8 protein-coding genes are annotated in these 13,029 nt (G+C 49.7%); 4 read left to right on the forward strand and 4 right to left on the reverse strand.

Annotated features, from left to right (window positions below; genetic code table 11):
• Nucleotides 1-19: 19 nt before the first annotated feature.
• The 4 genes from ACO0LD_RS25830 to trmB all read left to right on the forward strand — a co-directional run bounded on the left by ACO0LD_RS25830 (nt 20) and on the right by trmB (nt 4,036).
• Nucleotides 20-1,756 carry a hypothetical protein gene (locus tag ACO0LD_RS25830; RefSeq protein WP_423011340.1) on the forward strand — a complete coding sequence of 579 codons (1,737 nt, stop codon included), beginning with the start codon at nt 20-22 and terminating at the stop codon, nt 1,754-1,756.
• Between the two features lie 10 nt (nt 1,757-1,766).
• Nucleotides 1,767-2,171 (forward strand): hypothetical protein, encoded by a 405-nt coding sequence (locus tag ACO0LD_RS25835; protein WP_423011342.1) that lies wholly within the window; start codon nt 1,767-1,769, stop codon nt 2,169-2,171.
• 101 nt (nt 2,172-2,272) lie between these two features.
• Nucleotides 2,273-2,677 carry a hypothetical protein gene (locus ACO0LD_RS25840; protein WP_423011344.1) on the forward strand — a complete coding sequence of 135 codons (405 nt, stop codon included), beginning with the start codon at nt 2,273-2,275 and terminating at the stop codon, nt 2,675-2,677.
• A gap of 642 nt (nt 2,678-3,319) precedes the next feature.
• Nucleotides 3,320-4,036, forward strand: a complete 717-nt coding sequence (gene trmB / locus ACO0LD_RS25845) for a tRNA (guanosine(46)-N7)-methyltransferase TrmB (RefSeq protein WP_423011346.1) — start codon at nt 3,320-3,322, stop codon at nt 4,034-4,036.
• A 24-nt stretch (nt 4,037-4,060) separates the two neighbouring features.
• Here the strand turns inward: trmB and ACO0LD_RS25850 are convergent, their stop codons facing one another.
• The 4 genes from ACO0LD_RS25850 to ACO0LD_RS25865 all read right to left on the reverse strand — a co-directional run bounded on the left by ACO0LD_RS25850 (nt 4,061) and on the right by ACO0LD_RS25865 (nt 12,556).
• Entirely contained in the window at nt 4,061-7,915 is a 3,855-nt protein-coding gene (locus ACO0LD_RS25850; protein ID WP_423011348.1) for an EAL domain-containing protein, read from the reverse strand.
• 308 nt (nt 7,916-8,223) lie between these two features.
• Nucleotides 8,224-10,731, reverse strand: coding sequence for a DEAD/DEAH box helicase (locus tag ACO0LD_RS25855; protein WP_423011350.1), 2,508 nt, complete (start codon nt 10,729-10,731; stop codon nt 8,224-8,226).
• The gene (locus tag ACO0LD_RS25860) at nt 10,718-11,509 is read right to left on the reverse strand and encodes a fumarylacetoacetate hydrolase family protein (RefSeq protein WP_423011352.1); all 792 of its coding nucleotides are present in this window, start codon (nt 11,507-11,509) and stop codon (nt 10,718-10,720) included. The genes ACO0LD_RS25855 and ACO0LD_RS25860 overlap by 14 nt, the downstream gene beginning before the upstream one ends.
• Nucleotides 11,510-11,542: 33 nt before the next feature.
• On the reverse strand, nt 11,543-12,556 hold the full coding sequence (locus ACO0LD_RS25865) for a MerR family transcriptional regulator (protein ID WP_423011354.1): 1,014 nt from the start codon (nt 12,554-12,556) through the stop codon (nt 11,543-11,545).
• Nucleotides 12,557-13,029: the final 473 nt, after the last annotated feature.

Genomic DNA, 13,029 nt, shown 5'->3' on the forward strand with positions numbered 1-13,029 from the left:
TTTTTAAAGGAAACAAACAATGGCAAATTTTCAAAGAATTTTTGGAGAAGATGGGCTTCCCTATCTCATCGATACATCAGGCGAAGGAGCTAATGAAAGTTATTCTCCATGGAGCATGGGCAGTGATGATCTTGAATTAAGGTCAGAACCACCACCATTTTCTCGTGGAATAGATATGGATTTCGGTTACGGACAAGACATGGCACGTTTCAGAGAGCTTCAGCCGGGTCAACCGGAGCCCATTAACGTGATATCGGATCCGGGTGAATTGGCGAAATCAGATTTCCTGCGGGCAGAAAAAGCAGGCTATCAGGATGGTGATTTTGACCGGCGTTACGTGAGTAAGGCTGGTGACACGATGACAGCGCTGTTCAAGAGAGAGTTTGGCTATACACCAAGTGACAATGAGTTAATACCTTTTGCAAATATGAACGGTATAAGCAATTCTCGCTCGTTACAAATGCAAACCAGCGATGTCAGCGATTTTTTGACGCCTGCTTTAAGTTTTGACAAATTCTACACGTCAAAGAAACCAGCTCAATTCGGTGGATTATTAAATAGATACTTGGGAAATAATGATGAAAATGGTTCCTCAGGAAGGGATTTTCAATTTTTGACCGCCAATGATAGTGGTGGTACGAGAGAGGTGGTTGATCAAGACCTATATAGTAATCCCGCATTGGACAGAGATTCCGAGAATAGTTGGGAAACTCCTGATACGAATATATCGCTGCAAAACGCCGCTGCACTCAACAAAGAATCAGGACGAAGAAATTTATTTTCTTCCTATGACCCGGCGGAATTGCAAAAAGCTGGCTATAAAAGGAATGCAGTATTTGTTGAAAGTCCAGAAGACCGGGATGGTCAAGTGATTCGAGGTATTTCAGATGTGGATAATTTTCAGCGCGAACAGGCACGCGCAAGATTAGCTCATGATTTGGACACTTCTATTCCTAAGAAATCTATTAATGACTATCAAACCTCAATTGGTTTGCGTAAATATGCGCAGGAAATGTACTCGCAAGGAAGAATGCAAGAGGCTTATGCAGCGAATCGACGAATAATTGCATTGCAAAATGAACGAACTTCTGAATCGCTTAAAAGCGCATTTCCCGGAATGTCGAAAGAAGATGCGGAAATGTTTGGAGGCATGATTTTTTCTGAACCACAGATGGTCCAGGCCCCGGTCAGATATGGGCAATCAACAAACTATGCAGATACCTTAAGAAAAAATGGGGGCATTACCAATACGCCAAATGCAACAGGTTTTCATAAATCTATAGTGCCTGGTTTTAAAGAATTTGTCGGGCCTATGACGAAGACCGATTTTAAAATATTATTTGGCGAGGCCAAGTCGGGAACAAACCAAATTATTGGCGGGCATTCGCCAGATGTCTTGAAATCACCGCTATATACTATGCTCCCCAATAGGGTGATTAATCCTGATGACACCATTTCAGTTGATAAGTTCCGGGGTCCTGTAGTTAGAAAAGATGGAACATATGCTCTGTCAGCAGCAAAATCGCCGAACATACATACTATTGCACCGCCAGATTGGAATAATGTTGAGGTTTTGAGGGCAGGTCAAATGACGGCAAATGCACCAGGAATCCTGCTTCGTGATATTAATGGCGTGAAAACCACTTTACACACTGATAATTACAGAGGTGTACAGTGGCAGGTGATAAAGGATAATGGCGTCATTACGTCTTCATTTCCTGCCGGGACACGTCCCATTGTACCTCCCACGCCTTAAGGAAAATAAAATGGATGAAAATAGAGTAGATTTATTTGAAAAACTGATAGGAACAGAAACCTTTTCATGGCAGGAATACAGCATGGGGATTGCCTCAGAAGCCTTAACGCCATTTTCTAAATATGATTGGGAGGTCTTGTTTGCCATAACACTGGCCAAGCCGCTTTACTGGCAGGAGCGCTGTGCTGAAGCCATTGGTTGTCTGGAGCACAGGGAAGGCCTGGCAATTTTGATGGCTTTGCTGCTGTCTCCATCCAAGGACATCGCAGTGACTGCAGTCATTCAACTTGATTACATGTCGGCGCAATTGCCACGGAGATTTGAGGTTACCCTAAGGAATTTGCTGGTCTATGTAAATGAAAATGAGATACCGCTCGATGATGTGGTAAGGGGTTTGATTGAACGTTTAAATTGAATTGCAGAAAAACTTCTGATGAACGGTGTTGATGTAGGCTAGCTTTATTTGTTCGGTGTGGTCGCCTATTTATCCGTAATGGTGATTTTAAGGAAAACAAAATGGATGGAAATAAAGTAGATTTATTTGAAAAACTGATAGGGACTGAAACATCTTCATGGCAAGAATACAGTCTTGAAATTGCTTCAGAAGCCTTAACGCCATTTTCTAAATATGATTGGGAGGTCTTGTTTGCCATAACACTGGCCAAGCCACTTTACTGGCAGGAGCGCTGTGCTGAAGCCATTGGTTGTCTGGAGCACAGGGAAGGCCTTGCAATTTTGATGGCTTTGCTGCTGTCCCCATCCCAGGATCTTGCAGAAATTGCAGTTGTTCAACTTGATTATATGTCGGCGCAATTGCCACGGAGATTTGAGGCTACCCTAAAGAATTTACTGGTGCATGTGAATGAAAATGGGAGTCCGCTCAGTGATGAAATAAGAGGTTTGATTGATCGGTTAAATTGAAATTAACCAGAACGGCGCATGGCATTTGTATCGCCAACGTATTACGGGAGATCATTACATAGCGAAATCCCCTGTGGCATAAGCCTCCGAGTAGAGATGAACATGGCTGGTACTATATCTCCATGTTGTATAGAGGTGAGGCGCTGCTATACACCGATAAACATGGTTCGAAAATGATCGATTTTGAGATCAGGACACCTTGTTGGGTTTCCGCAAGTTCAATCAAGCGATGGAGTCGCTTTTGGAAGATTTCGGACCAACAGCGCAAACTGATTTTGGATAGAGTCGTTCATATGTTTGGTGCCGATGCAGAAGGTTGTAAAATCATTGACTGACGTGATCCAGGTATTGGACACAATCATGCTTGCTGGCATGTTTGTGTCTTTGCTTTGTATTGCTTGAAGTATGATGAAGAAGTCGCTGGCCTGGCAAAAAAATAAGCATGTAAAAATCATTATGTCTTTGGCGAAATCTCTTACTTCAACTGCTATCTGTTAAAATATCGCTTTTGCGAAATAAAATGACTTCAAACAGGTGTTCAAGCTTCTTCGCGTTAGCCGCAAGGGTTTGAAAATTGCCGCAATCCTGGCCAGTATTTGTTGTCTTGCATGTAACTCTCCCCCCTTCTTTCTGAATTCCTGTATGTCTGATTCCAAACCTGCTGACGGTGCCAAACCGCTGTTTTATGATCCTACTGAGCGCCGTATCCGTAGCTTTGTCACCCGTGCCGGGCGCTTGTCTGATGCGCAGGCCAGGGCGATAGAGAACCTGAGCCCACGCTTTTGCATCCCTTACCAAAAAGCGTCGCTGGATGTGGATGCGGCATTTGGCCGCAATGCGCCGACGGTGTTTGAGATTGGTTTTGGCATGGGCGAGACCAGCGCCAAGATTTCTGCTTGCATGCCTGAGAAAAATTTCATCGGCGTCGAAGTACATACGCCCGGTGTGGGCAGCTTGCTCAAACTGACGGATGAAATGGGTTTGCAAAACCAGCGCATCATCCAGCATGATGCCTTTGAAGTGCTGACAAACATGATCGCGCCAGCGTCCTTGCATGGCATACACGTGTTTTTTCCTGATCCCTGGCACAAGGCCCGTCATAACAAGCGTCGCCTGATACAGGGGCCGCTGGTAGCCTTGCTGGCCTCTCGCCTGGCATCTGGCGGCTATCTGCATTGTGCAACAGACTGGGAAGAATATGCCGTGCAAATGCTGGAAGTATTAAGTGCAGAGCCTGCGCTTGAAAATACGGCAGATGGCTATGCACCGCGCCCTGATTACCGCCCAGTGACAAAATTTGAAAACCGTGGCTTGCGCCTTGGTCATGGCGTGTGGGATTTGGTATTCCGTAAAAAATAATCCTGGCTCAAGATAAGTCCAGCGCTATTGCAGAACCTGCAGCGCTGGCTTGCTACGCAGGTCGCGCCAGCGAGCTTCTGTTTTCCAGCGTACTGACCAGTCAATAAACTGATCTGCCGGCATGGGGCGGGCGATACCATAGCCCTGTGCCAGTCGGCAGCCCAGTTCCAGCAACTTGGCACCATGTGCCATGGTCTCCACCCCTTCGGCAATCACTTGCCTGTCAAAGGCACCCGCCAGGCGTATCACGCCTTCGACGATATCCATGTCCTCTACATCAGTCAGCATGTCGCGTACAAAGCTTTGATCTATCTTCAAGGTGTCGACCGGCAGCTTGCGCAGATAAGTCAGCGATGAATAACCTGTACCAAAATCATCCAGTGAAAAGTGCACACCCAGCTGGCGGCAGCGGTTGAGTATTGCGACAGCTTGTTCCATATCCGCAATGGCGGCAGTTTCCAGCACTTCGAGTTCAAAATTGCTGGCCTGGAAGTAGGGATGAACGCGCAAGGCTGTTTGCAGATAATCGCAAAATTCCGGTGCCAGCAAATGATGTGCACTGATATTCGCACTGACGCGGATGGCGATGCCGCGCAATTGCCAGTGATAGGCTTGCTGAATCGCAGCCTTGATAACCCATTCGCCCAAAGGTTTCTCTAATTTACTGCCATAAATATGGGGCAAGAATTCAGCGGGGGAGAGTATGCCGCGATTCGGATGTTGCCAGCGTATCAGGGCTTCAGCGCCGACGATTTCACCGCTGATCAAATCGACCTTGGGCTGGTAATATAAAACGAATTCGTCCTGATCGAGTGCAATTTCCAGTCTTTCCAGTATTTGCCTGCGCTGTTGCGCCTTGCGATCGTTTTCTGGGTCAAACAGGTGGTAGCGGTTCTTGCCTGCTTCCTTGGCCAGGTACATGGCATGGTCGGCATGCCGCAGCAAGGTGTCGGCATCGACATTATCATCCGGGTACAGGCTGACACCGATGCTGGCCGAGATACTGATCGATTTTAAATCTATTTGTATGGGTTTGCTGACGCCTATCAAGACACGGTCCAGTACCATGGCGCTTTCTTCTGCTGATGAGATGTCAGACAGCAGCACGGCAAATTCATCGCCACCCAAGCGCGCCAGGGTATCATCGGCACGCAAGACATGCTTGAGGTTTTCTGTGACGCCGATCAATAAGCGATCACCAGTAGCGTGGCCATATTTGTCATTGATTTCCTTGAAGCCATCCAGATCAAGAAAGCAGACTGCCAGCGATTTATTGGTACGGTTAGCACGGTTGACTGCCTGACCCAAACGATCTGCCAGCAAGCGGCGGTTTGGCGCACCTGTGAGCGGGTCATAATGGGCCATGCGGTCGAGTTCTGCTTCATGGGTCTTGAGTTCGCTGATGTCGGTAAAAATACCAATATAGTGTTGAATTTCGCCAGCTGCATCATGCACGGATGAGATGGACAATAATTCAGGAAAGACTTCGCCATTCTTGCGCTTGTTCCAGATTTCACCGCGCCAGAAATCATCTTCCTTCACTGCTTTCCACATCTCAGCATAAAAGCTGGCATTGTGACGACCGGATGCCAATATCCTGGTTGATTTGCCGTACACTTCTTTTTCGGTGTACCCGGTGATGCGGGTGAAAGCTGGGTTGATCTTGGTGATGCAACCACTTGGATTGACCACCATGATGCCTTCAAAACTGCTGGAGAATACGGTCGCGGCTTCACGCTGCGTCATTTCCAGGATTTTTTGGCTTGTGATATCGGTATGGGTGCCTGACATGATAAGGGGCTTGCCATTCTCATCCCACGCCACGATAGCACCTCTGGTCAGTATCCAGCGCCATTCACCTGATTTGCTACGCAGGCGCAACTCCATGTCGTGACTGGCAGTTTGCCCCTTGATATGCCTGTCGAGTGAAGTGTGTGCCGCTTTCATATCATCAGGATGAACGTGATCTGGCCAATGTTCTGGGCTGACATCCATTTCACCGGGCTCATAGCCCAGCATGGTTTCCCAGCGGGCGCTGACCTTGAAGGTGTTGCTAATCAAATCCCAGTCCCAATAACCAAGGTCTGAACCCAGCATCACACGCTCCAGCCTTTGTTCTCTCTCAAGTAACTCGGCGGCGATGATTTTTTTCTCATTGATATCGGCCAGAGTGCCCACCACACGCAGGGCGTTGCCTTCAGCATCGCGACTGACCACACGGCCACGTGTATGTACCCATTTGATTTCACCTTGTTTGGTCAGCAGGCGGTATTCAAAATCGACATCACTATAATGAGTGTTCCTGAAGTTTTTGATATGTTGCAAGACCAGGGCGACATCGTCCGGGTAAATCTGGCGCTTGATAAATTCCAGATCCTGGGTATCTTCACTTTCTGCATAACCCGTCATTTCATAATAATGCTGGGAGCGATACACTTTGCCTGACGGCACATCCCAGTCCCACAGCGCCTCACTGGTAGCGGCGATGGCCATTTGCAGGCGTTCTTCGCTGGCTTGTAATTGCATGGCGGCTACTTTGCGCTCGGTGATATCTTGCACACTGCCATGCAGCCTGATCAAATTACCTTCTGTATCCTGCACGGCTTCGCCACGGGCGATGATCCAGCGATGGCTGCCATCAGGCCTGATTACTTCAGCATCACAGGTGTAGGAGGTAAATTTCTTAACTGCCTGTTCAACAGCACTTGCCAGCCTGGTCCAGCTCTCTGGCGTAAAGTATTGCTGTACTTCAGGGTAAATGGCGGGCGGCATGGATGTGTCGCGGCCATAGATCATATACACTTCTTCCGACCAGGTATGTACATCGGTGCGTACGTCCCAGTTCCAACTGCCAACAGCAGCCAGGCGTTGTGCCACTTTCATGGCTGCTTCACTTTCCTTCAGCGCGGCTTCAGCTTCCTTGCGTTCGGTGATATCACGGGCGATGCCAAACAGACCTTGCACTTTGCCGGCCTTGTCCAGCATGGGACCCTTGGTCACCATGAACACCAAAGACTTGCCGTCAAAGGTGTCTATATATTCGTCATGTGATTGTATTTCGCCGTTAGCGATGACACCGCGATCGACATTTGCAATCATTTGTGCAGACTCAGGCGGGAAGAGTGCGTAGTCATCATGTCCTATGACTTCATGCAAGGGCTTGCCAACAAATTTCATGACAGATTCATTGGCAAGCACATAGCGCCCTTTTACATCCTTGACGAAAATTGCATCTGAGGTGCCGCGTATGATGGCATCGAGTAAATTGCGATTATTTTGTACCTTTGACAAAGATTGTCGCAAGGCTTCACTGAGCAGGCTGACTGCAATACCGTTAACGACAAGAAAGCCCAGTTGCAAGACGTCCTGGCTAGTTTTGATCGCAAAACTATTCAATGGAGGAATGACGAAATAACTGAGTCCCAAACCGGCAATCAGGGTGGATAGCAAGCCAGGGCCCAAGCCACCCAGCATCGCACTCAGGATGATGGGCAAGACAAACATGATCAGCATGGGGCGGTTTTCAAAACTGGGTGCCATGGCTACTCGCAATAGCAGTACAGACAAGGGCAGGGCAATCGCCAGGACATAGATGGGCCAGCGTATCTTGTATTGCGGATGAAATGCTTCCAGTAAAGGATTGCCCAAGGCTTCCTGCTCACGGGCCGGTAATTGAGGTACTGCCCGCATGGCTAAAAAAAACAAGGCTGTCGTGACAATGACAAAGAATACGCCCTTGACTGTTGATAGCCAGGTCACTGCCTCGATATTGCTGAAGCCGGAAAGCAGGCTATCAGACAATACTATCCAGGCCAGCGCAAATAGCAGATACAGTACCGTGACGATACTGATATAGCGATTGCGTTTGGTAGTCATCATAAAGAACCTGTCGTTTCAACATCGGTGACGAAGATGAAGTCTGGTGTTATGTGTGTAAGGCTAGCAGCCAGAGGTAGCTGAGCTTGGCAGAGCTAGCGGCACTATCTTTCTTTGCTCAGGAAAAATATTGCCAAATAGAATTATTTTGTAAACGTAACACATATGAAACACACTTACTAACAAGATGTGCTAAGTGTGTTTTTTTGTCAATGTACAAAAAGGCAAATTTTGTAAAATTGACATAAAAGAGACTGACAAAAAAATCTTTTGCTTATTTACAGTCTGAGAGATGTCGACATGCTCTGGTTTCAGAGTACTGTGGCACTCAGTGGCGCCAGCAAGGCTTGCAAGTCTTCAGCACTGAATTTGCTGGCAAAGGCAGTGTCACTGCCCAGCACACCCTCAGCCAATGCCGCCTTGCGCGCCTGCAGGCCCAGGATGCGTTCTTCTATACTGCCTTCCACCAATAATTTATAGATAAAGACAGCTTGTTCCTGGCCTATGCGATGGGCACGGGCATTTGCCTGCTCTTCCACCGCCGGGTTCCACCATGGGTCCATATGGATGATGGTGTCGGCAGCGGTCAGGTTCAGGCCCACACCGCCTGCTTTCAGGCTGATCAGCATGATAGGCACTTGCCTGTCCTGGAATTGCGCCACCACGGCACCACGGCTGGCTGTCGCGGTTTTGCCGGTTAACATCAGGTAAGCCAGATCCAGTTCAGTCAGCGCTGTGGCTATCAGTTCCAGCATTTCAGTGAATTGTGAAAACACCAGTATGCGGCGACCCTCTGCCACCAGGGCAGGCAGCATGTCGCTGAGCATTTCCAGCTTGGCTCTTTCCATCTCCGGCGGCAGATTCTGGTCTTTCAGTAAAGCCGGGTCGCAGCACACCTGGCGCAACTTCAACAGCGCATCCAGTATCGTGATCTGCGCACCATCAAAACCCTTGCGTTGCAAGATACGGCGTACCTGTTCATCGGCGGCAACGCGCACGCTTTCATACAATTCTCGTTGCTTACCCTGCAAACGCAGGCGCTTGATGACTTCTGTGCGGGTTGGCAATTCTGTTGCTACCTCATCTTTGCGTCGTCGCAAGATAAAAGGGCGGACCCTTTGTGCCAGCAATTGCGCGCGCAGGGTTTCACCATTGACCTCGATGGGTTTGCGCCACAGCCGGGAAAAACTGCGCATGTCACCCAGAAAACCTGGCATCAAAAAATCAAACTGTGCCCATAGCTCACCCAGATTATTTTCCAGCGGTGTGCCTGTCATGCACAGCCTGTGCCTCGCTTGTATCTGACGTGCTGCATCAGCACTGCGGCTGGCGGCATTCTTCACCGTTTGCGCTTCATCGAGGATCAGCAAATGAAATTCCTGCGCCTTCAATACGTCCAGATCGCGCCATAACAAGGGGTAAGTCGTCAGCACCACATCAGCCTGGCGGATGTCGGCAAACAAGTCTGCGCGCTCTGGCCCTTGCAGCGTCAATACATGCAGGGCAGGGGCCATGCGTCTGGCCTCGGCCTGCCAGTTAAAAATCAAGGAAGTCGGCAGCACGATCAGGGCAGGGATGTCCATCCGGCCTTCCTGCTTTTCTATCAGCAAATGGGCGAGTACCTGTGCGGTTTTTCCCAGACCCATATCATCAGCCAGTATGCCCGCCAGGTGCTGTTCGCGCAGATATTGCAGCCAGGCTACGCCATGCAATTGATAAGGGCGCAAAGTCACTCCCAAACCATCTGGTACAGCCACTGCACGCGGGCTACCTACTTTTTTCAGGCGTTGCGCCAGACTGCGCAAGCCCATGTCGCCCTGCAATTGCCAGCCACCATGTTCACCGGCACGCGCAGGCTGGCTATCGAGCAGGCTGACGCGCAGGGCTTCCAGTCGGTAGCTGTCCCAAGCCGACAAGGGCACTGGCCCTTCCATCTGTGGCCTGTCAGTCAGCAAGTCCAGCATGTGGATGACGATGGCTTTCAACGGCGCTGCCATGGCATCAATGCGCTTGCCACCAGGGGCGCGCAATTGTATGACGGCCATGTCATCGATCAGGCGTATCTGCCTGGCGTTGAGCCAGCGGGCATCGCGTTGCAGCAGGTGTGCCAGCATGGGTACGAGGTCTAGCACCTCGCCTTCGATTTCTATTCCCAGGCTCAGCATCCATGAGCCTTCACGCGCTGGCAAGCCTAGTGGTGTGATGACTTCGTCTCGATGTCGCATGCGCGATGCCACCTGCTTGCCAGTGATGGCACCCGTGCTTTCATCAATGATGAGATGCCAGGCATCGACAGGTACGCTCTCATGTGCAAAGCCAGGGCGCACCACGACTTGCCAGCCCAGCGCCTGCATCTCTGGCAATTTCTCTGCCCAGAAGTCAGCAAAAAATCCTTCTTGTACCAGGCTCCAGAGCGGGCCAAAATTTTCTGCGATGCTGTCATTGCGCCATTGCAGGCTGGCTGTGGGCAGGGGTTGCAGACCGATATCCCAGACCTTGTCGAGTGCGTCTGCCTCTGCGCCCAGATCGCGTAGCAGGCTCAGCGCCTTGCCATCTTCATCATGCAGCAATTGGGTGGAATGCGGCCTGCGGTTCAGCAGGGCAGTGGGTGCCGGGGTTTGCCAGCGCAGGCCGCTATCTGTGTGGTACAGCCAGTCTATCTCCACCACCGTGACACTGCCACCACGCGGCCCAAAATCACCGCTTGGTTTCATGCCCAGCAAGCCATCGCCCCTGTGCAGGGTTTGCAGGGTGATGCGCGGGCGAAATTGACCGCTGACTTCAGGCAAGCCACGTGGTGCTGGTTTATTTTCCTTCAAAACGCACCTGTATCGAACCTGACTGAGCCATATCACCAAACCGTACTTCAATGTCAGTTTCAACTGGCACTGAGGGGCTGCCTGCATACGAACCAGTAATGACGGCCTGGCCTGCTCGCAAGCCCATACCCTGGCTGCGTAAAAATTCTGCCAGCCAGTACAAGGGCAGGCGTGGCTGGCCAGCTGGATGCCGACCATCCAGCGTAATACTTTCCTGACCGGCGATACTCAACTTGATGGTGAACTGGCTGGTCTGGCTGGCCATTTGTGTATCCACTACAGGGCCGAGTAGCAGGCCTTGATTAAACAAGCCGTCAGCAAAGTGGTCATAAAAATTCAGTTGTTCCGCATGCGTGTAGCGACTATCAATCAGTTCCAGTGCCAGTCTGGTTTCTGCTACTGCTGCATCGACTTCGTCTGATGTATAGGGTGCAGCCCTGGCAGGTAAATCATGGGCGAGTACGAACGCCAGTTCTGGTTCTATCTTCACCTGGCCATGTCTGGCCCAGGCCGCGCATGGCTGTACATTTTTTTGTGCATTCGCTTCATGCACATCACTTGCATAGATCGGTGCCACTACCCATTTGCCTGCTGCAGGCATGCCGCATTTCCAGGCAAGGATGGCTTGATCCATCAACTTGCTGACGGCACATTGGATGGCAAATGCCGCATCCAGATCACGTGGGCGGTACGCCTCAGGCAGGGCATCACCCTGCGTACCGTTTTGCCGCCGTTCCAGCAAAATGCTGGCTGCATGACTGGCACTGGCTTGATTCATGGTGGCGATTGGTTAAAAGTGAAAACAGGCATTTTATCCCGCCATGGTTTTCAATGCTGATTGTATATAGGCGAACAGGCGATTATCTATGCCCATGCGCAATTCTGGCTGCTCAGCAAAGGCTTGCTGGATTTTCTTTTGCAGGCTCGTGCTATTGCCCGATTTTTTTAGTGACAGTGCTTGCCACGCTTTTGCCAATTCTTGCACTTTGGGATGACTGACACGGCTGCCCGCAACACATTCCCTGTGTAAGGCAGCGATCAAGGCAGGCCAGGCGGCGGCATCTGTCAAACTATGCTGGCGTAATATTTGCACTTCCCCTGGCTGACAATAGGCCTCGTACAAAGGCAGGCTGGCACAGGCCAGGGCGCGGACCATGTAATCAAGCGTGAGCTGATCCAGTCCCGAGAATAATTGCAAAGCCTTTTCTTCGCTTTGCATCTGATAAAACTTGATGAGTATGGCAGCGTCACCGCCACTTTCATCCTGCATGCATTGCAACCAGCGTTGGCTCAATGATCGTGCCAGCGCATCTTGTGGCGATACCTGTTTTTCCATCAATTCATGCAAGGCATGGATGAGTGCGGATTTGTCTGCCGTATCCAATGCCGTGCGTTGACGGCGCAAGGCTGCAAGTTCTGCTGTTGTGAAATATTTTTCGCTGTGCACGGTCATTTCCAGCGCCGTCAGCCAGTCATCCACGACAGGTAATTGTGTACCGTCCAGATGTGCGGACAGGTTGAGTAAATGATCGCGCAAGGCCAGTGCTTCCCGCGACTGTTTTTCCATCAGGCCGATTTGCTGCCTGACGATATCTCCCATGCTGACGCTTTCATCATCGAGTATGGTTTGGATCTCATCCAGTGACAGTTGCAGGCGTCGCAAGGCTTGTATACGGTACAGGCGTAGTACGTCTTCGTCATCGTACAAACGGTAAGTGTTTTCAGCTCTTACCGAAGGGCAGAGCAAGCCTATCTTGTCATAATGGTGCAGGGCGCGCACTGTCAGTCCGGTACGTTTTGCCAGGTCACCTATTTTCAGTTTCATTTTGTGTGCGTATCCCCGTATTTGCTGATGAGTAATTTGCCTATAAGTAACATCAGGGATGATAAAGCCTTACCTTAGGTCAGGTGCAATCGAAAAAGGCTAATGGAAGATTAATAGAAAAATTATCAAGTAGGCAATTAACCTGACCGATTTGATACAAAATAAATCAAAAAATGGAAAAATTGTTACATTTTGTCGCAAAATCAGCCTAATAAAAATTTAACTTTCTATACTGTTCCGATCAGTAATTTTCGTATTAGCATTTAAATAATATTTTCTTCATGAATTTTGTCGGGAGTTCTACATGGCCAACACAGCAGCAGACATCCAAAAGCTTTACATCGCCTACTTCAACCGTCCTGCAGACCCAAATGGTCTGACGTACTGGATGGCCCAAGGCCTGACACTGGGTCAAATCGCCGACAGCTTCTCCAAACAAGCAGAATACGCCACCGTATTCGCTGGTAAAACAA

The organism is Undibacterium sp. Ji83W (assembly GCF_049340385.1).
Taxonomy (GTDB): Bacteria; Pseudomonadota; Gammaproteobacteria; order Burkholderiales; family Burkholderiaceae_D; genus Undibacterium.

Bases quoted from the DNA above. Each gene is read 5' to 3' on its own strand.
- ACO0LD_RS25830 (WP_423011340.1), top strand. From the start codon at position 20: ATGGCAAATTTTCAAAGAATTTTTGGAGAAGATGGGCTTCCCTATCTC.
- ACO0LD_RS25835 (WP_423011342.1), top strand. From the start codon at position 1,767: ATGGATGAAAATAGAGTAGATTTATTTGAAAAACTGATAGGAACAGAA.
- ACO0LD_RS25840 (WP_423011344.1), top strand. From the start codon at position 2,273: ATGGATGGAAATAAAGTAGATTTATTTGAAAAACTGATAGGGACTGAA.
- trmB (WP_423011346.1), top strand. From the start codon at position 3,320: ATGTCTGATTCCAAACCTGCTGACGGTGCCAAACCGCTGTTTTATGAT.
- ACO0LD_RS25850 (WP_423011348.1), bottom strand. From the start codon at position 7,915: ATGATGACTACCAAACGCAATCGCTATATCAGTATCGTCACGGTACTG.
- ACO0LD_RS25860 (WP_423011352.1), bottom strand. From the start codon at position 11,509: ATGAATCAAGCCAGTGCCAGTCATGCAGCCAGCATTTTGCTGGAACGG.
- ACO0LD_RS25865 (WP_423011354.1), bottom strand. From the start codon at position 12,556: ATGAAACTGAAAATAGGTGACCTGGCAAAACGTACCGGACTGACAGTG.